Annotated in this window: 24 protein-coding genes and 1 pseudogene; 15 read left to right on the top strand and 10 right to left on the bottom strand. The window is 73.4% G+C overall.

All coding sequences use genetic code 11. From position 1 onward, the window contains the following. Nucleotides 1-43: 43 nt before the first annotated feature. The gene (locus tag ABZY13_RS02250) at nt 44-1,423 is read left to right on the top strand and encodes a M1 family metallopeptidase (protein WP_356626950.1); all 1,380 of its coding nucleotides are present in this window, start codon (nt 44-46) and stop codon (nt 1,421-1,423) included. Nucleotides 1,424-1,429: 6 nt separating this feature from the next. On the opposite strand, the pseudogene ABZY13_RS02245 reads toward ABZY13_RS02250, so the two are convergent. Next, nucleotides 1,430-1,872, bottom strand: a pseudogene (locus ABZY13_RS02245) (peptidoglycan-binding protein); the annotation flags it as partial. Between ABZY13_RS02245 and ABZY13_RS02240 the strand changes: the two are divergent. Both ABZY13_RS02240 and ABZY13_RS02235 read left to right on the top strand, forming a co-directional pair. Then, nucleotides 1,826-1,984, top strand: a complete 159-nt coding sequence (locus ABZY13_RS02240) for a hypothetical protein (protein WP_356627138.1) — start codon at nt 1,826-1,828, stop codon at nt 1,982-1,984. The pseudogene ABZY13_RS02245 and the gene ABZY13_RS02240 sit on opposite strands and share 47 nt — an antisense overlap. A 271-nt stretch (nt 1,985-2,255) precedes the next feature. Beyond that, complete coding sequence (locus ABZY13_RS02235; protein ID WP_356626948.1) at nt 2,256-2,678, top strand: YchJ family metal-binding protein; 423 nt, start codon at nt 2,256-2,258, stop codon at nt 2,676-2,678. A 24-nt stretch (nt 2,679-2,702) separates the two neighbouring features. On the opposite strand, the gene ABZY13_RS02230 is transcribed toward ABZY13_RS02235, so the two are convergent. Then, nucleotides 2,703-3,404 (bottom strand): FadR/GntR family transcriptional regulator, encoded by a 702-nt coding sequence (locus ABZY13_RS02230; protein ID WP_356626947.1) that lies wholly within the window; start codon nt 3,402-3,404, stop codon nt 2,703-2,705. Between the two features lie 149 nt (nt 3,405-3,553). Here ABZY13_RS02230 and ABZY13_RS02225 point away from each other — a divergent pair, with 149 nt between their 5' ends. Continuing rightward, nucleotides 3,554-4,066, top strand: a complete 513-nt coding sequence (locus ABZY13_RS02225) for a gluconokinase (protein ID WP_356626946.1) — start codon at nt 3,554-3,556, stop codon at nt 4,064-4,066. Between the two features lie 83 nt (nt 4,067-4,149). Then, nucleotides 4,150-5,547: a gluconate:H+ symporter gene (locus ABZY13_RS02220; protein ID WP_356627131.1), complete on the top strand. Its 1,398-nt coding sequence runs from the start codon at nt 4,150-4,152 to the stop codon at nt 5,545-5,547. Nucleotides 5,548-5,600: 53 nt separating this feature from the next. Here ABZY13_RS02220 and ABZY13_RS02215 read toward each other — a convergent pair whose 3' ends face one another. Continuing rightward, nucleotides 5,601-6,551, bottom strand: coding sequence for a hypothetical protein (locus tag ABZY13_RS02215; protein ID WP_356626945.1), 951 nt, complete (start codon nt 6,549-6,551; stop codon nt 5,601-5,603). 350 nt (nt 6,552-6,901) lie between these two features. Between ABZY13_RS02215 and ABZY13_RS02210 the strand changes: the two genes are divergently transcribed. The 6 genes from ABZY13_RS02210 to ABZY13_RS02185 all read left to right on the top strand — a co-directional run bounded on the left by ABZY13_RS02210 (nt 6,902) and on the right by ABZY13_RS02185 (nt 11,519). Then, nucleotides 6,902-7,822: a DMT family transporter gene (locus tag ABZY13_RS02210; RefSeq protein WP_356626944.1), complete on the top strand. Its 921-nt coding sequence runs from the start codon at nt 6,902-6,904 to the stop codon at nt 7,820-7,822. Next, entirely contained in the window at nt 7,819-8,334 is a 516-nt protein-coding gene (locus ABZY13_RS02205; protein ID WP_356626943.1) for an NUDIX domain-containing protein, read from the top strand. The genes ABZY13_RS02210 and ABZY13_RS02205 overlap by 4 nt, the downstream gene beginning before the upstream one ends. Before the next feature lie 10 nt (nt 8,335-8,344). Further along, nucleotides 8,345-8,737, top strand: a complete 393-nt coding sequence (locus ABZY13_RS02200; RefSeq protein WP_356626942.1) for a DUF202 domain-containing protein — start codon at nt 8,345-8,347, stop codon at nt 8,735-8,737. Further along, on the top strand, nt 8,734-9,108 hold the full coding sequence (locus ABZY13_RS02195) for a DUF202 domain-containing protein (protein WP_356626941.1): 375 nt from the start codon (nt 8,734-8,736) through the stop codon (nt 9,106-9,108). Before ABZY13_RS02200 ends, ABZY13_RS02195 begins: the two co-directional genes overlap by 4 nt. A 169-nt stretch (nt 9,109-9,277) precedes the next feature. After that, the gene (locus ABZY13_RS02190) at nt 9,278-10,300 is read left to right on the top strand and encodes a phosphotransferase family protein (RefSeq protein ID WP_356626940.1); all 1,023 of its coding nucleotides are present in this window, start codon (nt 9,278-9,280) and stop codon (nt 10,298-10,300) included. Nucleotides 10,301-10,304: 4 nt separating this feature from the next. After that, nucleotides 10,305-11,519, top strand: coding sequence for an acyl-CoA dehydrogenase family protein (locus tag ABZY13_RS02185; RefSeq protein WP_356626939.1), 1,215 nt, complete (start codon nt 10,305-10,307; stop codon nt 11,517-11,519). A 109-nt stretch (nt 11,520-11,628) separates the two neighbouring features. On the opposite strand, the gene ABZY13_RS02180 is transcribed toward ABZY13_RS02185, so the two are convergent. From ABZY13_RS02180 to ABZY13_RS02170, 3 genes are read right to left on the bottom strand one after another with little or no spacing between them, the layout of a single operon-like run. Beyond that, nucleotides 11,629-12,222 (bottom strand): TetR/AcrR family transcriptional regulator, encoded by a 594-nt coding sequence (locus ABZY13_RS02180; RefSeq protein ID WP_356626938.1) that lies wholly within the window; start codon nt 12,220-12,222, stop codon nt 11,629-11,631. Nucleotides 12,223-12,248: 26 nt separating this feature from the next. Further along, nucleotides 12,249-13,922, bottom strand: a complete 1,674-nt coding sequence (locus ABZY13_RS02175) for an AMP-binding protein (protein WP_356626937.1) — start codon at nt 13,920-13,922, stop codon at nt 12,249-12,251. Next, on the bottom strand, nt 13,919-14,683 hold the full coding sequence (locus ABZY13_RS02170) for an SDR family oxidoreductase (RefSeq protein WP_356627130.1): 765 nt from the start codon (nt 14,681-14,683) through the stop codon (nt 13,919-13,921). Before ABZY13_RS02170 ends, ABZY13_RS02175 begins: the two co-directional genes overlap by 4 nt. A gap of 266 nt (nt 14,684-14,949) precedes the next feature. Here ABZY13_RS02170 and ABZY13_RS02165 point away from each other — a divergent pair, with 266 nt between their 5' ends. Then, entirely contained in the window at nt 14,950-16,197 is a 1,248-nt protein-coding gene (locus ABZY13_RS02165) for a DUF1343 domain-containing protein (protein WP_356626936.1), read from the top strand. 47 nt (nt 16,198-16,244) lie between these two features. Here the strand turns inward: ABZY13_RS02165 and ABZY13_RS02160 are convergent, their stop codons facing one another. After that, on the bottom strand, nt 16,245-19,040 hold the full coding sequence (locus tag ABZY13_RS02160) for a penicillin acylase family protein (protein ID WP_356626935.1): 2,796 nt from the start codon (nt 19,038-19,040) through the stop codon (nt 16,245-16,247). Between the two features lie 218 nt (nt 19,041-19,258). Between ABZY13_RS02160 and ABZY13_RS02155 the strand changes: the two genes are divergently transcribed. After that, nucleotides 19,259-19,867 (top strand): hypothetical protein, encoded by a 609-nt coding sequence (locus ABZY13_RS02155; RefSeq protein ID WP_356626934.1) that lies wholly within the window; start codon nt 19,259-19,261, stop codon nt 19,865-19,867. 196 nt (nt 19,868-20,063) lie between these two features. Continuing rightward, entirely contained in the window at nt 20,064-21,131 is a 1,068-nt protein-coding gene (locus ABZY13_RS02150; RefSeq protein WP_356626933.1) for an RNA ligase (ATP), read from the top strand. Between the two features lies 1 nt (nt 21,132). Here ABZY13_RS02150 and soxR read toward each other — a convergent pair whose 3' ends face one another. Then, nucleotides 21,133-21,624: a redox-sensitive transcriptional activator SoxR gene (gene soxR, locus ABZY13_RS02145; RefSeq protein ID WP_356626932.1), complete on the bottom strand. Its 492-nt coding sequence runs from the start codon at nt 21,622-21,624 to the stop codon at nt 21,133-21,135. A gap of 112 nt (nt 21,625-21,736) precedes the next feature. On the opposite strand from soxR, the gene ABZY13_RS02140 reads away from it, so the two are divergent. After that, nucleotides 21,737-22,198: a MaoC family dehydratase gene (locus ABZY13_RS02140; protein WP_356626931.1), complete on the top strand. Its 462-nt coding sequence runs from the start codon at nt 21,737-21,739 to the stop codon at nt 22,196-22,198. 60 nt (nt 22,199-22,258) lie between these two features. On the opposite strand, the gene ABZY13_RS02135 is transcribed toward ABZY13_RS02140, so the two are convergent. Beyond that, nucleotides 22,259-22,909, bottom strand: a complete 651-nt coding sequence (locus tag ABZY13_RS02135) for a TetR/AcrR family transcriptional regulator (protein WP_356626930.1) — start codon at nt 22,907-22,909, stop codon at nt 22,259-22,261. A 97-nt stretch (nt 22,910-23,006) separates the two neighbouring features. Continuing rightward, the gene (locus ABZY13_RS02130) at nt 23,007-23,234 is read right to left on the bottom strand and encodes a YiaA/YiaB family inner membrane protein (protein ID WP_356626929.1); all 228 of its coding nucleotides are present in this window, start codon (nt 23,232-23,234) and stop codon (nt 23,007-23,009) included. Between the last annotated feature and the right edge of the window lie 81 nt (nt 23,235-23,315).

Raw genomic sequence — 23,315 nt, 5'->3', positions numbered from 1 at the left:
CGGGGAACGTCGTACGAGCACAGGGCAGGGAGCGGACGCGGCAGTGGCGGTTCAGCAGGCGGCGGGTCCGGACCCGTACTTCCCGGCCCATGGCGACTCCCGGTACCGGGTGCACCGCTACGAGCTGGTGCTCGACTACCGTCCGGGCCCCAACCGGCTGTCCGGGACGGCGCGGATCAACGCCATCGCCGGCCCGGCCCCGCTCGCCGAGTTCCAGCTGAACCTGGCGGAGTTCCGGGTCGGCCGGGTCAAGGTCGACGGGCGGGCGGCGCACTACACGCACCGGGGCGGCAGACTGCGGGTTCGGCCGGCGAAGGCGCTGCGGGCGGGGGCGGCGTTCACCGTGGAGGTGCACTGGTCGGGCAACCCGAGGCCGGTGTCCAGCCCCTGGGGCGGACTCGGCTGGGAGGAGCTGGCGGACGGGGCTCTGGTGGCGAGCCAGCCCGTGGGGGCGCCGTCGTGGTACCCGTGCAACGACCGGCCGGCCGACAAGGCGTCGTACCAGATCTCGGTGACGACGCCGTCGGCGTACGCGGTGGTGGCGGGCGGGCGGTTGCTGACCCGGACGACCAAGGCGTCGACGACGACCTGGGTGTACGAGCAGTCCGCGCCGACGTCGAGCTACCTGGTGGGCCTGGCGATCGGGAAGTACCAGACGGTGCTGCTCGGCGATCCGGGGCCGGGCGGGGTGCCGCAGCACGGGCACATCCCGGCGCGTCTGCTGCCGGAGTTCTCCCGGGACTTCGCGCGGCAGCCCGCGATGATGGAGCTGTTCCAGGAGCTGTTCGGGCCCTATCCCTTCGACGGTTACGCGGTGGTGGTGACCGAGGAGGAGCTGGACGTGCCCGTGGAGGCGCAGGGGCTGTCGCTGTTCGGGTCCAACCATGTGGACGGGGCGCGCGGCTGGGAGCGGCTGGTGGCGCACGAGCTGGCGCACCAGTGGTTCGGCAACAGCGTGTCCATCGCCGACTGGCGGCACATCTGGCTGAACGAGGGGTTCGCCAAGTACGCCGAGTGGCTGTGGTCGGAGCGCTCCGGCGGGCGGACGGCGCAGCAGCAGGCCGCCGCCGCGCACCGGGTGCTGGCCGGGCTGCCGCAGGACCTGCGGCTGGCCGACCCGGGCCGCAAGCTGATGTTCGACGACCGGGTCTACCAGCGGGGCGGGCTCGCCGTGCACGCGGTGCGCTGCGCGCTGGGCGACGAGGCGTTCTTCCGGATGCTGCGCGGCTGGGCTGGGCTGCACCGGGGCGGCGCGGTGAGCACGGCGGCGTTCACCGCGCACGCGGCCCGGTACGCGGCGGAGCCGCTGGACGGGCTGTTCGACGCGTGGCTGTACGGGACGGCGCTGCCGCCGCTGCCGGAGCAGCAGACGCGGATTCCGGCGCAGCCGGCGCATCCGCCGACCAACGCCGGGTCCGCGTAGGCCGGTTCAGGTGTTGGGCACCTTGAGCGCCTCCCAGCTGGTCCTTCCGGGGATGCCGTCGGCGTCCTTGCCCTCGTAGCCGAGTTTGCGCTGCCAGGCGGCGTAGGAGCGGCGGTCGGCCTCGGTCCACTCGGGGCCGGGGCCGTCCGCGTAGCGGGAGCAGCCCTCGGCGACGAGCCGGCGGCCCATCGCGGTGATGACGGGCGACTTCTGGCCTGCGTGGAAGAAGGCGCTGCCGGGGAAGGGCTCGTAGCGGGGCCGGGACGGCTGAGGCTCGGGCTTCGGGGCGGGCTCGGTGGCGGGGGGGGTGCGCCGCGGAGGCGTTCGGCGATGCGGCGGCGCATGCCGTCCATGGTGAACCCGCGCGGGTCGATCTTGCCGGGCTGCCACTCCCTGTGGCCGATGACAGAGCGCTCGGACCAGCCGTGGTGGCGGCATGTCGCGGCGGCGATACCCGGGTACGCGGTCCGGGCGAGGAGCGTCCGCAACGCGGCGGCCTGCGCGTGCGCCGAGATGGCGGAGGAGTGGTGGCATCGGTGCACGAAGGGCTACGACGCGTAACGCGTGCGCCGGGTCCGTGACACCGCATCAGTTTCCCCCGTCACTGCCCGGGCGGACGGCCGTCCGGGCCAAGCGGCTCACTTGTGACTCCTGATGCTCAGGTGCTCACTCCACCTTGAGGACCGGGCGGCCGCCCCGGCAAGGCGTCTTCGCGCCGGCCCCGGGGGAGGTTCGATGGAGGGCGACCGCCACGACCCGCACACGATGTGCGCGTGTCACGCCGGGGGTTGCACGATTCCTCCACGGTCCGTGATGCAGCAGAATGGCACACATGTCCCGACGCCCCGCACGTTCCGGCAGCCGACGATCCGCCCCCGCCGCGCACGACTCCTCGTGCCCCTGCGGTCTCGCGGAGGGATACGCGATGTGCTGTGGCCGATTCCATCGGGGCGCGGCGACGGCGCCGACCGCGGAGGCGCTCATGCGCTCCCGCTACAGCGCGTTCGTGCGGCGGGACGAGAGCTACCTGCTGCGGACCTGGCACCCGCGCACGCGCCCCGCGCGCCTCGACCCGGACCCGGGGATGCGGTGGACCGGCCTGGAGATCCTCGGCACGAGCGAGGGGTCGGCGTTCCACACCACCGGGACGGTGACCTTCCGGGCGTCGTTCCGCGGCGGCTCGCTGCACGAGCGCAGCCGGTTCGAGCGCGTCGACGGGGCGTGGGTCTACGTCGACGGGGAGTTCCTCGACTGACGGGCCGGGCCCGTCGCGAAGGGCCTACGGCGCGAGGACGTCGAGTTCCTGGAGGGCCCCCACCGTGATCTGACGCGTCAGCCGCTCGGCACGGTCCGCGTCGCCCTCCCGCACCGCTTCCGCGACCCGCACGTGCAGGCTGACGGCGGCCGGGTCGGGGTCGTCGAACATGACGTCGTGCCGGGTGCGCCCGGCGAGCACCTCGGCGACGACGTCGCCCAGGCGGGCGAACATCTCGTTGCCGGAGGCGTTGAGGATCACCCGGTGGAAGGCGATGTCGTGCAGGAGGTAGCCCTCGAGCTGGTGGCCGCGCGAGTGGGCGACCATGCCGAGGGCGCACTCGGTCAGCTCGGCGCACTGCTCGGCGGTGGCGTTCGTCGCGGCGAGCCCCGCCGCGACCGGTTCGACGGCGGAGCGCAGCACGGTGAGTGAGCGCAGCTGCCGCGCGCGGTCGGCGCCGGCCAGCCGCCAGCGGATGACCTGGGGGTCGTAGACGTTCCACTCGGCCGCCGGCCGCACGGTGACGCCCACCCGGCGACGGGACTCGACCAGGTGCATGGACTCCAGCACCCGCACCGCCTCGCGCATCACGGAGCGCGAGACGTCGAAGCGCTGGGCCAGTTCGTCGGTGCGCAGAACGCTGCCCGGAGGGTACTCCCCCGCGGTGATCTCGGGGCCGAGGGTGTCCAGAACGCGGCCGTGCAGCCCCCGGTCCGGTGTGCTCATGCACTCAGCGTACGGGGCGGATCACGCGATCAAAAAGTCAGACTTATTTGTCACAGGCTCTTGAATTCGTCGTACCTAATCGGTTTCAGTGACGTCGACGCCGGATGACGAAGCCGGTGTCCCATGTCGAGGAAGACAGCGAGGCAGTCATGCGCAGCCCCCACGTGGTCGTGGTCATGGGTGTCGCCGGCACGGGCAAGACGACCATCGGTCGGCTGCTCGCGGCCCGGCTCGGAGTCCCGTACGCCGAGGGCGACGACTTCCACCCGCAGGCGAACATCGCGAAGATGTCGGCCGGCGTCCCCCTGGACGACGCGGACCGCCTGCCGTGGCTGGACGCGATCGGCGCCTGGGCGCACGAGCGGACCGGGCTGGGCGGCGTGGTCAGCTGCTCGGCGCTCAAGCGCGCCTACCGCGACCGGCTGCGGGCCGCCGCTCCCGGCGTCGTGTTCCTGCACCTCGCGGGCGACCGCGCCCTGATCGAGCGGCGGATGGCGCAGCGGCAGGGCCACTTCATGCCGACGGCGCTGCTGGACTCGCAGTTCGCCGCGCTGCAGCCGCTGCAGCCGGACGAGGCCGGCGTCGCGGTCGACGTCTCGGTGACGCCGGAGGAGATCACGGCGCGCGCCACGGCCGCGCTGGGAACCCTCGGCACGGACTGAGCCCACCCCCCACCCGCTTCTCCCCCACCGCACCCCCTTCTCCCCCGCCTCCCCCCTCACCGCAAGGAACCCCCGTGACTCCCGTGACCAGGCTCAGCGCCGAGATGCTGGCAGCGGACCCCGTCGAGCCGATCACCTCGGCCGGCCACGCCCAGCTGGGCATCGCCGTGCTGGCGGGCATCGCCGTCATCGTCCTGCTCATCACCCGGTTCAAGCTGCACGCCTTCCTGGCGCTGACCATCGGCTCGCTGGCTCTCGGAGCCTTCGCCGGGGCGCCGCTCGACAAGGCCATCGCCAGTTTCACCGCCGGACTGGGCTCCACCGTCGCGGGCGTCGGCGTACTGATCGCCCTCGGCGCGATCCTCGGCAAGATGCTCGCCGACTCCGGCGGCGCCGACCAGGTGGTGGACACCGTCCTGGCCCGGGCGGGCGGCCGGTCGATGCCGTGGGTGATGGTGCTGATCGCCTCCGTGATCGGCCTTCCGCTGTTCTTCGAGGTCGGCGTGGTGCTGCTGATCCCGGTGGTGCTGATGGTCGCCAAGCGCGGCAACTACTCCCTGATGCGCATCGGCATCCCGGCGCTCGCGGGCCTGTCCGTGATGCACGGGCTGGTGCCGCCCCACCCCGGCCCGCTGGTCGCGATCGACGCGGTCGGCGCCAACCTCGGCGTCACCCTGGCCCTCGGCGTCCTGGTCGCGATCCCGACGGTGATCGTCGCAGGCCCGCTGTTCGCGCGGTTCGCGGCCCGCTGGGTGGACGTCCCGGCGCCGGAGCGGATGATCCCCCAGCGCGCCTCGGAGGACCTGGAGAAGCGGCCGGGCTTCGGCGCGACGCTGGCGACGATCCTGCTGCCGGTGGTGCTGATGCTCGCCAAGGCGCTGGTCGACATCGTGATCGACGACCCCGAGAACACCGTGCAGCGCGTGTTCGACGTGATCGGCTCGCCGCTGATCGCGCTGCTGGCCGCCGTGCTCGTCGGCATCTTCACGCTGGCCCGTCCCGCCGGGTTCTCCAAGGAACGGGTCTCCGGGATGGTCGAGAAGGGGCTCGCGCCCATCGCGGGCATCCTGCTGATCGTCGGCGCGGGCGGCGGCTTCAAGCAGACGCTGATCGACTCCGGTGTGGGGCGGATGGTGCTGGACGTCTCCGAGGACTGGTCCATCCCGGCGCTGCTGCTGGCCTGGCTGATCGCGGTGGCGATCCGGCTGGCGACCGGTTCGGCGACGGTGGCGACCGTCTCGGCGGCCGGACTGGTGGCGCCGCTCGCGGCCGACATGTCGACCACCCACGCCGCCCTGCTGGTCCTGGCCATCGGCGCCGGCTCGCTCTTCTTCAGCCATGTCAACGACGCCGGTTTCTGGCTGGTGAAGGAGTACTTCGGCCTCGACGTCGGGCAGACCATCAAGACCTGGTCGCTGATGGAGACGATCATCTCCGTGGTCGCGGGCGCCGTGGTGCTGCTGTTGTCGCTGGTCATATAGCGGGCGGGAACGGCGGCGGCGTTCAGCGGTCGCGCCGCCCGCCGCGTACGCGGTCATGCCGCGCCGAGCGCCCGGTCGCGCGCGGCGCGGAAGGCGGTGCAGGGGTCGCGGTCCGGGTAGGACCACGGCTGGGGGGTGACCCGGCCCCCGATGCGCTGGAACAGGGCGGCGGCCTCGGCGTCGCGGCCCTCGCAGCACTTGGCGTGGGCGAGGTAGTTGAGGTCGACGAGGCGGCGCGGGTGGCCGTCGTGCTCCCACTCCAGCCACCAGTCGAAGGCGGCCTTCATCGCCTGCCGCGCGCGGCGGCCGGCCCAGTGCTCGGAGGCGGCCGGGTCGACGGGCTCCAGGCCGGCGGCGGCGAGGGCCCGGTAGCGCTCCGCGTGCGCGACGACCGGCAGGACGGCGAGCGGGGAGTCGGCGGGGGCCTGCTCGGCGGCCCAGTCGGCGAAGTCGTAGACCTCGTGGAGCGGGTCGGACCCGGCCCCGGCCCGGCGCTCGGCGAGGCGCGCGACCATCAGGTGGTGGGCGTGATGGTGCTCGCGGTGGCGGGCCCGCACCTCCTCGAAGCCGCGGACCACCGCTTCCTCGGGGCCCAGCTCGCGCTCCAGCATGAGCAGGCCGAGCCAGGGGGTCGGGTCGGCCGGGAGGCGTTCGGCGGCGGCGCGGCAGGACTCGCGGGCGCGCACCGGCTCCTCCTTGCCGAGCAGGGCCCGGCGCACCTGTGCCAGGGCGAGCAGCACGGGGGCGTCGGCGGAGTCGGGTTCGGCGAGCAGCCACGCGCGGGTCCAGGCGGCGCAGTACGGTTCCGACGCGAGGACGGCGACGCGGTGGCCCCGGCGGTCCCAGTCGTCGCCGGTGCGGGCCAGCAGGGAGCGGGCGACCTGCCAGCGCCCCTGCGCCAGGGCGGCGCGGGCGGCGCCCAGCTCACCGTCGTCGAGCGCCGCGTCGAACGCCCGCTCGGGGCTTTTGCGCCCGCGGCCCGGAAGTGGTGGGGGTGGGGACACGCCGGACTTTCCTCGAGGTGACGATCGCGGTCATCGGCCGCCTGCGCCGATCCCGCACAGCAAATCCATAGCCAACGCTTTCCGTCAAGCTCGAACGGAATATGACAGGCTTCAACCACCGGATGAATGGCGGGAATTGATCGACCCGCCGATGCGCCGGGCCGAGGGGATCTTTGCAGTCGCCAGGGCTCCGCGGGACCCCGGCGTGACCCAGGTCATGGCGTCCTCACCGGCCGGCGCCCACGATGGCCGGGCGGTCGCGCGCCGCCCTCCGGCCATGCCGGGCGCCGCGGCCGAGCCCGCCGACCGGCGCGCATCGGCGCGGCCGGGTGACCATCGAGGTAAGCGGTTTGTCGTTCCTGGTACTCGCTCTCTCGCTCGGCGCCGCCTGCTGCCTCGGATGCGGTTTCGTCCTCCAGCAGGAGGCGGCCCGGCACGCCCCGCGCGGCGACTTCCTCTCGCCGCGGCTGCTGCTCGACCTGGCCCGCGTGCCGCACTGGCTCGGCGGCATCGCGCTGATGATCGCCGGGACGGCGCTGGGCGCCGCCGCCCTCGGCGCGGGCCGGCTCTCCGTGGTGGAGCCGCTCCTCGCGACGAACCTGCTGTTCGCGCTCGCCCTGTCCCGCCGCCGAACCCGGCAGCCGCTGGGCCGGCAGGGCTGGTCGGGGCTGGTCCTGCTCGCGGGCGGGGTGGCGGCGTTCCTGGTGGCCGGGCAGCCCCACGGCGGCACCCCGGCCGACGACGCGGTCCGCCCCTGGCCCGTCGTGGGCGCGATGACGGCCCTGGCCCTCCTGCTGACGGCCCGCGCGCGGCGCTGCCCCGGATCGGCCCCGGTGCTGCTGGGCCTGGCGGCGGGCCTGCTGTACGGCGTGCAGGACGCCCTGACGCGCCTGAGCGGGCAGCGCTTCGACGCGGGCGGCCTCCCGGCGCTGCTGACCGGCTGGCAGCCGTACGGCGTCGTCCTGCTCGGCGTGACCGGGCTGATCCTGGTGCAGAGCGCGTTCGAGGCGGGCCCGCTGCGCGCCTCGCTGCCCGCCCTGACCGCCGCCCAGCCGCTGGCGGGCATCGTCTGCGGCGTCGCTTTCCTCGGCGACCGGCTGCGCACCGACGCGGGGGCCCTGGCCTGGGAGGCGGGCGGGCTCGCGGCGGTCGTCACCGGCATCGTCCTGCTCGGCCTGCATCCCGCGATGCCGCAGGGGCTGCCCGGCGCCGGCCCGGACCCCCGCCCTGCGCCCGGCCGAAACCGGCGGCCTGCTTGGATGGGTCCATGAGCGCCGCTGACGAGATCCTCGACGTCGTCGACGAGCACGACCACGTCGTCGGCCGGCTGCCGCGCGGGCAGGTCTACGCGCGGGGCCTCACCCACCGCTGCGTCTTCGTCCTGGCCCGCGACGCGGCCGGCCGGGTCTTCGTGCACCGCCGCACGCCGACGAAGCTGGTCTTCCCCTCGCTGTACGACATGTTCGTCGGCGGAGTGGTCGGCGCCGGCGAGTCCTACGACGACGCGGCGCTGCGCGAGGCCGAGGAGGAACTGGGCGTCGACGGACTGCCCCGGCCCGAGTTCCTGTTCAAGTTCCGCTACGACGGAGCCGGCGGCAGCTGGTGGTCGGCCGTCTACCGGGTCCGCTGCGACCTGCCGGTGCGCCCCCAGGCGGAGGAGGTGGCCTGGCACGCCTTCCTTCCCGAGGAGGAGGTCGAGCGCCGGCTCCCCGAGTGGGAGTGGGTCCCGGACGGACTGGCGGCCTACGAACGCCTCCGGGCCCGGCGGGAAACGGCCGGATAGGGTCGGACGCGTGATCGAACTCGTGCGGAACGTCCGGCTCTGGTTCGCGCCCGGACAGGTCGGCGAGGAGGGCGAGACGCCCGACTACCGGTTCTCGCTGGCGAACGAGCGCACCTTCCTGGCCTGGCTGCGCACCGCGCTCGCGCTGATCGGCGGCGGCTTCGCGGTGGACCAGTTCCTGCCCGACCTGGGCCGGGGCTGGCGGATCGGGCTGGCGCTGGCGCTGCTGGCGTCCGGCGTGCTGTGCGCGCTGCGCGCGGTCAACCACTGGGTGCGGTGCGAGCGGGCCATGCGGCGGGGCGAGGACCTGCCGGTGTCGCGGTTCCCGGCGCTGCTGAGCCTGGTGGTGGCCGTGGTGGCGGTCGCGATGGTCGTCGTGGTGGTCGCGGGCGGCGAGGGATGACGGGCGGGGACAGGGACCCGGAACCGGCGGCGACGGAAGCCGGGGCCCGGTCCCGGACGACGGAGGGGGACAGGGACCCGGGGCTGCAGCCGGAGCGGACCCGGCTCGCCTGGCGGCGCACCACGCTGTCCGGCACGGTCGCCGCCGTACTGGCCGTCCGCAGCGCCCTGCACGCCGGCCCGTCGCCCGCCCGCGTCGTCGCCGCGGCCCTGTGCTGCGCCCTGTGGCTGGGCTTCCTGCTCCTGGCCCACGCCCGCATCCGCACCCTGGCGGCGACCGGCCGCCCCGCGGCCATGGCGCCCCGCCACGCCACGGCGGCCACCCTGTGCACGGCGGCCCTGGCGGTGTGCGCGGCGGCCCTGGTCCTCTGACCGGACACGGGGGCGTCCGGGTCCCGCGCCCGCCGGCACGCCCGTCGGCGACCCGCCGCACGACTTTCGGCCTATCGTGGCTCCGATCACGTTCGCGCGACACTCTGGACGGCATACCGACCGGTCGGCATCATGAAGGCGTCCCGTTCACGCGTCCGTAGGAGCGACGATGGCTTCCGACCACCCGCCAGGCCTCGACCCCGACCGGCTGCGCGGTCTGCTCGACCGTGAGCTGCCGGGGCTGGTGCGCGGCCCGCTGACCGGCCGGCTGATCGAGGGCGGACGGTCGAACCTCACCTACGCGGTCACCGACGGCGTCTCGCGGTGGGTCGTACGCCGCCCGCCGCTCGGCCACGTCCTGGCCACCGCGCACGACATGAAGCGCGAGCACCGGGTGATCAGCGCCCTGCACCCCACGCGCGTGCCGGTGCCGCGGCCGGTGCTGCTGTGCGAGGACGAGGACGTGCTCGGGGCGCCGTTCTACGTCATGGAGTTCGTGGCGGGCACGCCGTACCGCACCGCCGGTCAGCTCGCCCCGCTCGGCCCCGAGCGCACCCGGGACGCCGTGCTGAACCTGGTCGACACGCTCGTCGAGCTGCACGCCGTCGACCCCGCGGAGGTGGGCCTGGCGGACTTCGGCCGGCCCGAGGGATTCCTGGACCGCCAGCTGCGCCGCTGGGGCAAGCAGCTGGACGCCTCCCGCAACCGCGACCTGCCCGGCATCGACGAGCTGCACGCCGCGCTCGGCCGGGAGCTGCCCGTCTCCCCCGCCCCCGCGGTGGTGCACGGCGACTACCGGCTCGACAACGTGCTGATCGGCGAGGACGACACGATCAAGGCCGTCCTCGACTGGGAGATGTCCACCCTCGGCGACCCGCTGACCGACCTCGGTCTGCTGGTGATGTACAGCAGGCCGCTCGGCATGCCGAAGTCGCCCGTCTCCACCACCGCCGAGGCCCCCGGCCACCCCGCCCCGGCCGAGCTGATCGAGCGGTACGCCGAGCGCTCGGGGCGCGACGTGTCCGCCGTCTCCTGGTACACGGCGTTCGCCTGGTTCAAGCTCGCCGTGATCCTGGAGGGCATCCACTACCGCTACACGTTGGGCCAGACCGTCGGCCGCGGCTTCGACCGCATCGGCGAGCTGGTGCCCGTCTTCATCGAGCACGGACTGCACACTCTCCAGGAAGGCTGACGCCATGGACTTCGCGTTCGACGCACGCACCGAGGAGCTGCGTGCCAAGCTGCTCGCCTTCATGGACGAGTACGTGTACCCGGCCGAGGCCGTCATGGAGGAGCAGCGGTCCGCGCTGGCCTCACCCTGGGACACCCCGCCGGTCGTCGACGAGCTGAAGGCCGAGGCGCGCCGCCGGGGCCTGTGGAACCTCTTCCTGCCCGACGCGGAGCACGGCGCGGGCCTGACCAACCTCCAGTACGCGCCGCTCGCCGAGATCACCGGCCGCAGCCCCCAGCTCGCGCCCACCGCGACCAACTGCGCCGCCCCGGACACCGGGAACATGGAGGTGCTGGCCCAGTTCGGCGACGAGGCGCAGAAGAAGCAGTGGCTGGAGCCGCTGCTGGCCGGCGAGATCCGCTCCGCGTTCGCGATGACCGAGCCGGAGGTGGCCTCCTCGGACGCCACGAACATCACCACGCTCATCGAGCGGGACGGCGACGAGTACGTCATCACGGGCCGCAAGTGGTACATCTCCGGGGCGATGAACCCGGACTGCAGGATCTTCATCGTCATGGGCAAGACCGACCCGGACGGGCCGGACATCCGCCGCCAGCAGTCCATGGTGCTGGTCCCGCGCGACACGCCGGGCGTCACCGTGAAGCGGGCGATGCAGGTGTTCGGGTACGAGGACCACTGGCACGGCGGCCACGCCGAGGTGATCTTCGACCACGCGCGCGTGCCCGTGTCCCACCTGATCGGCGAGGAGGGCGGCGGCTTCGCCATCGCCCAGGCGCGGCTCGGTCCGGGCCGCATCCACCACTGCATGCGGCTGATCGGCATGGCCGAGCGGGCGATCGAGCTGATGTGCCGGCGGGCGGTGTCCCGCGAGGCCTTCGGCAAGGCGCTGGCGCAGCAGGGCGTGGTGCACAACTGGATCGCGGACGCGCGCGTGACGGTCGAGCAGCTGAGGCTGCTGGTGCTGAAGACGGCGTGGCTGATGGACACGGTCGGCAACCGGGGCGCCCACACGGAGATCCAGGCCATCAAGATCGCCACGCCGCGCGCGGTGGTCGACATCATCGACCGGGCGATCCAGCTGCACGGCGCGGGCGGGGTGAGCCAGGACTTCCCGCTGGCCGAGCTGTACGCGGGGGCGCGCACGCTGATGATCGCCGACGGCCCGGACGAGGTGCACCAGCGGTCGCTGGCGCGGCGGGAGCTCAAGAAGTACGTGTGACCCGGCGGTGAGCAGCGGTAAGGGGCGCCGGCCGTGGCCGACGCCCCTTACTCGGGCCGCGTGCTCGCGCCGCGTGCTGGCCCCTTGCTCATGCCGCGCGAGCAGGCCCCTACGGCCGCAGCGCCCGCAGCAGCAGGTCTGCCAGGTGGTCGGCGACCTCCTGAGGGCTGAGCGGGCCGTCGGGCCGGTACCAGGTGGACAGGTGGTGCACGGAGCCGAAGTGGTAGTCCACCACCAGGTCGGCCGGCGTCGCCCGGGAGAAGACGCCCGCCTGCTGGCCCTCCTCGATGAGGGCCCGGAAGCGCTCGTGGTAGCGCCGCCGCTCGGCACGCACCTGCTTGTTCTTCTCCGGGCTCAGCTGGTGCATGGAGCGGAAGAAGATGGACGCGTCGTCGAGGTTCTCGATCGTGGTGACGACGACGTCGGCCGCCGCCGCCCGCACCCGCTTCTCGATCGGCTCGTCGGCGTCCGCCAACGCGTCGAGCCGCTCCTGCTGGACGCGCAGCACGCGCGCGTACACCTCGTGCAGCAGGTCGTCCTTGGAGCCGAAGTAGTGGTACAGCGCCCCCTTGGTGACGCCGGCCGCCTCGACGATCTCCTGCACCGAGGTGCGGTCGTATCCCTGCTCGGCGAAGAGCCGGGTGGCGGCGGCCAGGAGCCGCTGCGGCACCGGAGTGCCGTCTCCGTCCGTCGTCCTGGGCACTGCCGCCACCTGCCTTTCGTGATGTCCTAGCGACTTGCGCGGGAACGGGAACGCAACTCCCGACGGAGGATCTTCCCACTCGCCGTCTTCGGCAAGTCGGGCAGGATCTCCACCTGCCGCGGGTACTTGTAGGCGGCCAGTCTCTCCCTGCAGTACGCGGCGAGCGCATCCGGGTCCGCATCCGCCCCCGGCCGCAGGCTGATGTAGGCCTTGACGGTCTCGCCGCGGTACCCGTCCGGTACGCCGACGACGGCCGCCTCGCGCACCGCCGGGTGGGTGTACAGCACGTCCTCGACCTCGCGCGGCCACACCTTGAAGCCGGACGCGTTGATCATGTCCTTCTTGCGGTCCACCACGTACAGCCAGCCCTCGGCGTCCATGAACCCGATGTCCCCGGTGCGCAGCTCGCCGCCGGGGAAGGTCTCGGCGGTGGCGTCGGGCCGCCGCCAGTAGCCGGGCACGACCTGGGGTCCGCCGACGACGATCTCGCCCTGTTCGCCGAACGGGACCTCGTCGCCGTTCTCGTCGACGATCCGGACGACCGTGTCGGGTCCGGGCACGCCGACGGCGAGCGTCCCGGACCCGGGGTCGACGGGCGCCTCGCGGTGCGGCGGGACGGCGGCGCAGGGCGCGGTGCACTCGGTCAGCCCGTAGCCGTTGCGCAGGTAGGGGCCGAATCCGGCCCGGAACTTCTCCACCAGGGCGGGCGGCAGCGGGGCGCCGCCGGAGGAGATGATCCGGAAGGAGGAGAAGTGGTCGCGGGTGGCGGCGGGGTGGGCGGCCAGCGCCATGAAGGCGGTGGCCGGGCCGACCGTGTAGTGCGGGCGGTGCTCGGCGAACGCCTCCAGCACGGCCCCCGGCTCGAACCGGTAACCGAGCACAAGGGTGCCCGAACTGTTCAGGCAGGCGCCGAACTGGCAGACCATGCCGGTGATGTGGAACAGCGGCGCCAGCGCGTAGTAGACCGGTGCCTCGGGCAGACCGAGGCCGGTGCGCTGCCGCTCGGCGTTGTACATGATGTTGCCGTGCGTGTTCGTGGCGCCCTTGGGGGCGCCGCTGGTGCCGGAGGTGTAGCTGATCAGGGCGGTGTCGCCGGGGCCCGGCTCGCGTCCGGCCGGGGCCGGGTGGCCGTGCCGGGCGACCGCGGTGAGGTCGTCGGCGTCGGGTGCCTGCGGCAGCCGCTCGAAGGTCAGCACGCGCGTGTCGCCGCGCTCCTGGAAGTCCAGTTCGCAGGCGGTGAGCACGATGCGCACCGGTGAGCCGGCCGCCGTGCCGCGCAGATACGACTCCCAGGCCCGGTCCGAGCAGATCAGCGCGGCCACGTCGCCGTCGGCGAGGACGTGCCCGACCTCGCCCGACTTGTACATGGGGTTCACCGGGACGACGACCGCGCCGGCCTTCCACGCGCCCAGCACGGCGAGCACGAAGTGCGGCGAGTTCTGCAGCAGCACGGCGACCCGGTCACCGCGCTCCAGCCCGCGGGCGGCGAGGTGCCCGGCGACGGAGTCGCTCAGCTCGTCCGCCTCGCGGTAGGTGAGGCGTCCGTCGAAGTAGGCGAGGAAGACCCGCTCCGGCGTCGTGGCGGCGGCCCGGCGCAGGGCGTGGACCAGGGAGTCGGCGGGGTCGACCGGGGCGCGCTGGGCGTCGTTGAGCAGGTCCAGCCAGGGCTTGGCCGCGTAGCGGGAGCCCGCCGCGGTCACCGGGACGCCTCCCACTTCTGCTGGACCTTGTTCATGCCCGCCAGCCAGCGCTCGGGGACGGCGGCCCGGGCCTGGTAGTACTCGGCGACCTCGGGGTGCGGCAGGATCAGGAAGCGGTCCTCCGCCATGCCCCGGAACAGCGCCTCGGCCACGTCCTCCGGCTCGATCGCGGTCGGCACGAGCACCAGCTCGCCGGCGCTGCCCGCGTCGGTCAGCATGTCGGTGCGCACGCCCTGCGGGCAGATGGCGTGCACCTTCAGACCGCGGTGACGGTAGGTCAGGGAGAGCCACTCGGCGAAGGCGTAGGCTCCGTGCTTGGTGACGCTGTAGGGGGCCGCGCCGATCATGGTGAGCAGCCCGGCCGCCGAGACCGTCGACACGAACCGGCCGCCGCCGCGCTCCAGCCACTGGGGCAGCAGCGCGTGGGCCGCGCGGACGTGGGCCATGACGTTGACGTCCCAGGCGCGCGCCCAGACGTCCTCGCCGGCCGCCTCCGTGCCGCCCGAGGCGACCCCGGCGTTGGCGCAGTACACGTCGACCGTTCCGCCGAGGGCGTCGCGGGCGTCGGCGACGATCGCGGAGGCGTCGCCGGGCACGGCGATGCCTCCGATCTCCTCGGCGACCGCCTTCGCCCGGCCGACGTCGAGGTCGTTGACGACGACCCTGGCCCCCTCGGCGGCGAAGCGGCGGGCCAGGGCGGCGCCGATGCCGCCTCCCGCACCGGTGACGACCACTCCCGCATCCTGCACGGCTTCCACGATCGGTCTCCTTCGACGCGACGACACCACACGACTACGACTGGACTGCCACGGGACCACCACCCGACCACGACCGCCGTCCGTCCCGGCATAGGGCGGGACGTGCGGCCGGGCATGCGGCCGGACGGCGACAGACTAACCAGTCGGTATGTGCGGAGGGAAGGGTCGCGGCCAGGCAGAAGAAGCCTCGCCCGGACGGCGTCTTCCCCTCCCCCTCCGCTGCGCCTAGCGTGCCCATGCCAGCCGCCCCACGGTCACGGAGGTCACCCATGCACCTGTCCCGACGCGGTCTGCTCGCCACGGCCACAGCCGCCGTGTCCCTCCCGGCGGCAACCGCCGCCGCACCCCCTTCCCCCGCCGCGGGCCGTCAGCCCCTGCGCACGGGCTTCGAGCGCCTCGCCGCCGCCGGGTACGCCCCGCTCGACGGCGAACGGGTCGGCGTCGTCACCAACCCCACCGGCGTCACCCGCGACGTCCGCCACATCGTGGACGTGATGCACGCCGACGACCGGGTGAACCTGACCGCCGTCTTCGGCCCCGAGCACGGCTTCCGCGGCACCGCGCAGGCGGGCGGCTCCGAGGGCCGCTACGACGACCCCGCCACCGGCCTGCCGGTCTACGACACGTACCTCAAGAGCGGCCGGCCCCTCGCCGACGTCTTCACCGCGTCCGGCGTGGACACCGTCGTCTTCGACATCCAGGACGTCGGCGCGCGCTTCTACACGTACATCTGGACGCTGTACGACTGCATGGAGGCGGCGCGGCTCGCGGGCAAGCGGTTCGTGGTGCTGGACCGGCCGAACCCGGTGTCCGGGCGGTCGGCCGAAGGGCCGGTGCTGCACCCGCAGTTCGCCACGTTCGTCGGGCGGCAGCCGATCGCGCAGGCGCACGGGATGACGGTCGCGGAGCTGGCGCGGCTGTTCAACGGGGAGTTCCTGAGCGCGCCGGTGGAGCTGGAGACGGTGGCGATGACCGGCTGGCGGCGCTCCGACTTCCACGACGCCTCCGGGCTGCCGTGGGTGCCGCCGAGCCCCAACATGCCCACACCGGAGACCGCGCTGGTGTACTCGGGGACCTGTCTGTTCGAGGGGACCAACCTCTCCGAGGGGCGGGGCACCACCCGGCCGTTCGAACTGCTGGGCGCGGAGGGCGTGGACGGGCGGTGGGCCGCCGCCGCGAACGCCCTCGAACTGCCCGGGGTGCGGTTCCGGGAGGCGTACTTCGCGCCCACGTTCTCCAAGTTCCAGGGGAAGACGGTCGGCGGGGTGCAGCTCCATGTGCACGACCGGGCCGCGTTCGACCCGGTGCGCACGGGGATCGCGCTGCTGGTGACGGCGAAGCGGGCGTGGAGCGGGTTCGCCTGGCGCTCCGACCACTGGATCGACAAGCTCACAGGCTCCACGCTGGTCCGCACGATGATCGACGCGGGCGCGGAGCCGGACGAGGTGGTGGCCGGCTGGCGGGAGGAGCTGGCCGCGTTCCGGCGCACGCGGGCGCAGTACCTGCTCTACCGGTGAGCCGGTGGGGGCGGCGGTCCGCCGCCCCCACCGGCCGTCGGCCGCCGTCAGCGGTGCGAGGCGAACTCCACGACCTGCTGGTACGTCGGCCGGTTCTGCCAGCTGACGGGGCCGTGGGTGATGCCGCCGAGGGCCCGGTGCACGATCGCGTCGGCGCACCACTCGTCGCCCGCCGCGCAGTGCTCGTCGCCGGGATACACCTGGGCCGGCGTCCTCGCCGCCGCCTCCTTCAGCGTGGCGGTCAGGACGTCCCGGCAGCCGGCGAGGTCACCGCCGCCGCAGTACGCGCGGGCGAGCGGTCCCTCGACCCGTTCGCCGAGCACCCTGCGGATGTCCTTGTCGACGTAGCTCCACCAGCCGTACTGGTAGGCGCTTCCGGCGTGGGAGCCGGTCGGCCCGTGCGCGGCGGACGGGGACTCGTCCACGGGCAGGTTGGCGGTGAAGGCGCCGTACAGCCCGCTGCCGAGCCCCGGTTCGAACGCGGCTCTCACCAGCAGCGGCCACCAGGCGTCCAGGATGCGGATCGCGTCCGCGTGGGCGTACGTCCTCGACCCCGGCGAGGTCTCCTGGCGCCGTGCCCCCGCCGACACCCAGGCGGCGAGTTCGCCGGCCGCGTCGGCCACCGCCGGGTCGGGCGCCGGCGCGCTGTTCACGACCTTCAGCAGGCCCGGCAGCACCTGTTCGGCGCGCAGGTCGGTGAGCCCGGCCTCGGCCATCGCCCGGACCAGCCCGGCCCGCGTCACCCCGCCGGCCCGCACCAGGGCGCGCACCCGGTCGTCCAGCAGGTCGCCCCGGTGCACCGAGCCGTTGCCCCAGGACGCGGCGGTGTAGTCGCGGGCGAGCTTGTTGTTCCAGGAGACGTAGTAGTCCTGGCCGACGGACTGCGGATGCTGCGCGGGCGGCGTGTAGGCGGCGGTGTTGGCGTCCGGGTCCCAGTTCCGCCACTCGTACGCCGGGCGCGCCCACACCGGGAACTCGGCGTCGACGCCGCTCGCCCGCACCGGGTTGTCGCCGCTGTTGTAGTAGGCGGTCGCCTCGGAGTCGGCGTAGAACCAGTTGAAGGTGAAGTTGATGTGCTGCACGGCCGTTTGGAAGCTCTCCGGTCCCGTGACGTGGCCGGGGTCGTTCAGCATCTGGAAGCCGATGATCGAGTCGGCCTCGTGCAGGTACGACGAGCGCAGGGTGGTGTAGGCGACCTTCTTGCCGCCGACGGTGGCGCGGTGGGTGACGGGGCCGTACGCGGTGCGCCAGACCCGCATGGTGTAGGAACCGGCGGCGGTGCCGTCGGCGACGGTCGGCTTCCAGGCGTTCCTCTGCTCCACCTTCTCCATGGGCGTGCACGTCCCGCGGAAGAGGTAGTGGTGGTCGTCCTGGCACAGTTCGACGGCGTAGGTGTCGATGATGTCCTGGCCGGAGGTGGTCGCGCTCCAGGCGTAGTCCTGGCCGCGGCCGAGCTGGACGTAGAAGCTCAGGCCCGCGAAGGAGGCGCCGCGGGCGCTGATGCCGGGGCCCTGGATCTCCTGGAGCATCAGCAGCTGCGGCGCGAAGTAGCCGGTCTGCGGCCCGAACACGGCGATCGGGTGCCCGCTCGCGGTGTGCTCGCCGCTGACCACCAGGGCGTTGGACATGCCCCGCCGCGCCGAGGCGACGGCGCCCGCGGCGGCGGAGGCCGAGGCGCGGGCGGCCGATGCCGAGGCCGCGCTGCCGGTGCGGTCGTGCACCAGCGGTTCGCGGGTCACCGAACCCGCGTCGGGCAGCGCGCCGCCCTGCGGGTCCGCGGGCCTGCCGCCGTACGGGAAGCTGCCGTCGTGGACGGTGAGGACGGCCTCCGGGTCGTTGCGCATCCGGAACGACTCCCAGACCCTGGTGCCCTCCACGACGCCGTACTTCTGCTGGGCGGCCAGCAGCGACAGCGCGTTGTTCACCTCTCCGCCGCCGCCCGCGCCGAACAGCGAGCCGACCACGGAGGCCAGGGCGATCAGGTCGGTGGGCTTGAAGCGCTCGATGGCGCCGGCGTTGGTGATCGAGTCCTTGTGGCCGGTCAGCACGTACTCGCCGGGGAAGTAACGGCCGCTGTCGGAGGCGGCGATGTAGGCGTTGATGCCGTCGACGTAGGCGTTGACGTCGGCGAGGGCCTGTCGGCCGCGCTCGCCGCCCCTGGCGACGGCGCTGTCGATCTGCGCCTGCAGGTCGGCCTCGGTGTAGGGGGCGTTGCGCCAGAACTCCTGTTCAAGGCCCTGGTTGGAGGGCGCGCCGCCGGCGAAGGGGGTGAGCCGGCCGCGTCCGACGTGCCGGAAGACGTCCATCAGCCAGAGCCGGTCCTGGGCCGCCGCGTAGCCGGCGCCGAACTCCGTGCCGTAGCGGGTGGTGCCGGTGATGTGCGGCACGCCGGTCTTCTTGTCCCGGACGATGGTGACGTCTGTGCGGCCGGCCGGGCGCAGGGTGGAGGCGACCTGGTCGGCGGGGACGCCGAAGGAGGCGTCGTTGAAGAAGCTGCCGAGCGTGGCGTCGGTGAGCGAGGGGTAGCCGGTGGCCAGGTTGGCGTAGGGCCCGAGCTGGTCGGCGGAGTGCGCGGGGCGGCTGCCGAAGGCCTGGTGGAGCAGGATCTGCGCGAGCGTGGCGTTGCCGTTCTGGCCGGGCGGCAGGATGTCGGAGCACCGGTTGCCGCAGTGGTCCGCGACGGCCGCCGCGGACGCGGCCGGGGCCGGGGCCGCGAGCGCGGGGGACAGCGGGGACAAAAGGCCGGCAATGAGGACGCATACGGAAGCGGTCTTCAGGAACCCGAAAGCCGTGTGGGGAGTTCTCAGTCTGTCGAGCGCATTACGTGGGGCGCGCCATGGCATGGCAGCTCCTCCCTACGGGGGACGGCCGGACGTTACCGGCGGTTATCCCCGAGTTCGAAGATGAACATGCGTCAGTTTCGGGGGACTTGGAGGAACGGGCGGATGTCGGCAGGAAGACGGAGGGAGCCGAATCGGATGTCGATACGTCCATTCGACGACGTCCGTGCGACGACGCCGAGGTGACCGAAGTACAGGCAGTGTGACGGAGGTGCAGGGCGATGGCCGGTTTCCGGAGTCTGGCGAGACAAGTACGAGACCCGCGGTGCGATCTGGCACTGCGGCGCTATTCGCTGCGCAAGTGCCTTGAGCGGTTCGCCCCCTACGGGCACAGAGCGACCTGGGACCATCTGTGCTCCCGGGCCGGCTTCGGCCCGGAGGACCGCTCTCCCGACCCGGCGCGGCTCGTGGCCGCGCTGGACGAGCTGGAGGAGGCGCGGGCGGTGTGGCTGGCGTATGAGGTCGACTTCGCCGAGCGCCGCAAGAAGGAGAAGCACGACGGGCTGCGCAGGCCGGGCAGTGTGGACGACTGGCACCGGCTGACCTGGGGCGGTTTCGGGGTCGCCTGGTGCGACGACCCCCGGCTGCATCCGCGCGAACCGCTGGCGGAGGTGCTGCGCCGGCTGATCGCCGCCCTGGAGCGCGAGCCCGGTTCCCGTTGCCCGGTGTGCGACGGGGAGCACCTGGTGTGGAAGTACGGCCTGGACCACGAGCCCTCGTCCGGTCCGGTCTGCGCGGACTGCGGAATCCTCGTCCCGCGTCCCGTGCTCACACCGGAGGCCCTCGCCTGGTCCCGGCGCGAACGCCTGCTGGTGTCGGCGTCGGCCTGACCGAGGGGCGTCCCACGGGGGTGCGCAGGGGATGCCGCACCCCCACTGCTGCCGCGCGGCGGACACGGCACGCCCTGCCCCGCACGGCACGGGACCGTACCAGCCGGGAATCCGCTCGCTCCACCCCTTTCCTGTCCGGACAGTTGGCGGTGTTCACCACCGACCGAACCGCTCCGAGAAGCAGGAGAGATCCCCGATGTCGACGCTGCGCGTCACCGCCGAGGTGCTGACCGTCCACGAACACCCCCATGCCGACGCCCTCGAACTGGCCCAGGTGGGCCTGTACCGGGCCGTCGTCGCCAAGGGCGCCTACCGCACCGGCGACGTCGCCCTCTACATCCCCGAGCAGTCGGTGCTCCCGGCCGCGCTGATCGAGGAGCTGGGGCTGACCGGGCGGCTGGCCGGGAGCGGGGCGGACCGGGTCAAGGCGGTACGGCTGCGCGGCGAGCTGTCGCAGGGCATCGTGTGCCGGCCGAAGGCGCTGGCGGACGTGGACCTGGCCCGGGCGGCGGCCGACGGCACGGACTTCGCCGAGCGGCTCGGCATCACCAAGTGGGTGCCGCCGGTCCCGCCGACGATGAACGGCGACGTGGAGTCCGCGCCCGAACTGCTGCCCTGGGTGGACGTCGAGAACATCCAGCGCTACCCGGACGTCTTCACGCCCGGCGAGCCCGTGGTGCTGACCGAGAAGCTGCACGGCACGGCCTGCCTGGTGACGTATCTCGCGGACGAGGACCGGGTGCTGGTCTCCTCCAAGGGCTTCGGCGCCAAGTCCCTGGCCCTGAAGGAGGATCCGCGCAACCTCTACTGGCGCGCGGTGCGCGGCCACGGCGTCCCGGAGGTCGCGGCGCGCCTCGCCGCGAAGCTCGGGGCGCGCCGGGTCGGCGTCTTCGCGGAGGTCTACGGGGCGGGCGTGCAGGACCTGACGTACGGCGCGGACGGGCGGGACGCCACCCTCGGGTACGCCGTGTTCGACGTCGCGGCGGAGATCGACGGCCGGGTCCGCTGGCTGGACGCCGCCGAACTGCTCGACGGCGAGCTGCCGTTGACGCCGCGGCTGTACGAGGGGCCGTACGACGTCGGGCGGGTGCTGGAGGTCGCCAGTGGCCGCGAGACGGTGTCGGGGCGCGCGCTGCACCTGCGGGAGGGCGTGGTGATCCGCCCGGCCGTCGAGCGGTACAGCCCGGTGACCGGGGGCAGGGCGATCGCCAAGGCGGTCAGCCCGGCGTACCTGACCCGCAAGGGCGGCACCGAGTTCGAGTGAGTCAGCACGTCCGGCGCTCCTTCGCCGGCGCCCCGCCGCGGGGTTCGGCCAGCAGGCGGGAGCCGGCGAGGCGTTCGCCGACGACGTCGTTGGGGTTGGACAGCACACAGGCGTCCAGCGACAGGCAGCCGCAGCCGATGCAGTCGGTGAGGTGGTCGCGGAGCCGGTTGAGCTGCCGGATGCGCTCGTCGAGCACGGAGCGCCAGTTCTCGGAGAGCCGCGCCCAGTCCTCGCGGGTGGGCGTGCGCTCCTCGGGCAGCTCGGCGAGCGCCTCCCGGATCGTCGCCAGCGGGATCCCGACCCGCTGGGCGGCGCGGATGAAGGCGACGCGGCGCAGGGTGTCGCGGCTGTAGCGGCGCTGGTTGCCCGCGGTCCGGCGGCTGCTGATCAGCCCCTTGGACTCGTAGAAGTGCAGGGCGGAGACGGCGGCGCCGCTGCGCGCGGAGAGCTGGCCGACCGTGAGTTCGTGGATCGTCTCGCGAATCTGGGGCACCCCCGAACACTACCCACCCCCGCGCGGCGCCGGTCCGTTGACAGGGGCCCCTCGCCCCACCATGCTAAGCAGTTGCTTAGACACTGCGACTTGCTACGCGAGAGGCCGGGACATGGCAGAGCCGAGGATCTTCACGTCCGTCGACGAGCTGAAGACGGCGGTGGGCGAGCCGCTGGGGCACACGGACTGGGTGGAGGTCGACCAGAAGCGGATCGACCTGTTCGCCGAGGCCACCGGGGACCACCAGTGGATCCACGTCGACCCGGAGAAGGCCGCCGCCGGCCCCTTCGGCACGACCATCGCGCACGGCTATCTGACGCTGTCGCTGCTGCCGCTGTTCGGGCCGCAGCTGATCGCGGTCGAGGGCGTGCGGATGGGCGTCAACTACGGCACCAACAAGGTCCGTTTCCCCGCCCCGGTCCCGGTCGGCTCCCGGCTGCGCGCCACCGCGGCGATCACCGGCGTCGAGGACGTGCCCGGCGGCGTCCAGCTGAGCGTCGCGTTCACCGTGGAGCGCGAGGGCGGGGACAAGCCGGTGTGCGTGGCGGAGTCGGTGTCGCGGTACTACCTCTGAGCGCCGTACGGCTCCGAGCGCCGTACGCCTGTGGCGCCGTCGGCCCTGGGCGCCGTACGGCTACGGCCGCGCCGGGCCCTCGGGGCTCCGCTTGGCCCCCACCATCCGCAGGACGAGGTCGGCGTACATCGCGCCGACCTCCTCCGGCGTCCATGGGCCGTCCACGCTGAACCAGCGGGCCACGTCGATGCAGAGCGACAGCACGGCGAGGGTGGTGCCCCGTACGTCCAGCACGTCGAACTCGCCCGTCGCCGCGCCGTCCTCGATGATCCCGCGCACCTCGGCGTCGCACTGCCTGCGCAGCGCGACGATCTCCGCGCGGGCCTCGGGGCTGAGCGAGTCCAGTTCGTACTGGACCACGCGCGCGGTGGTACGGCCTCCCGCGTGCCAGCGCACGAAGGAGCCGACGGCGTCGGCGAGCCGCTCGGTGGCCCCGCCCTCGCCGCGCGCGGCGGTGCGCAGGATGTCCAGGGCCTTCTCGTGGCCGATCCGGCTGATCCGGTGGAGCAGCTCTTCCTTGGTCTTGTAGTGGATGTAGAGCGCGGCGGGGCTCATCCCGGCCCGGCCCGCGATGTCCCGGGTGGTGGTGGCGTGGTAGCCGCGCTCGGCGAAGGCCTCCACGGCGGCGATCAGCAGCCGCCGGGCCGCGTCGGGCGTGACCTCGGCCCAGGGCTGCGCCTCGCCGCCCGCCGTCTCCTGCGCCGTACTCATCGCTGCCCTCGCCCCGATCCTCTGCCACACCTCTGCCGACCAGGGCACCACCATACCGCCACGGGTGAGCGGGCGCTTAGGGACGGCCCCGGCGGATCTAGAGGGAGCGGCGCGGACCCTCCTGCCGGTCCCGGATGACCTTGGCGAGGGTGAAGGACGAGGTGACCAGGTAGAGGACGGCGATGGCGAGGAAGCCGCGCACCCAGGCGTTGGCGTCCAGGCGGTAGACGCCGATCGCGGTGGCCGCCATGGCGACGGCGAACGAGGCGACGGCCTGGCCGTAGAAGGCGGCCGTGTTCTGCTGTTTGACCGATGAGTCACTCATGCCGACCAGGATCGGCGGACATGGCCCGCGCCACATCCGCCCGCATACTCAGCCGCTACTCAGATGACAGGCCCCGCGGGC

Origin of the sequence: Streptomyces sp. NPDC006610, from assembly GCF_040611575.1 — a bacterium.
GTDB lineage: Bacteria > Actinomycetota > Actinomycetes > Streptomycetales > Streptomycetaceae > Streptomyces.
Note: the sequence above shows the minus strand (reverse complement) of the source record. Positions and strands in the feature narration are given on the sequence as shown.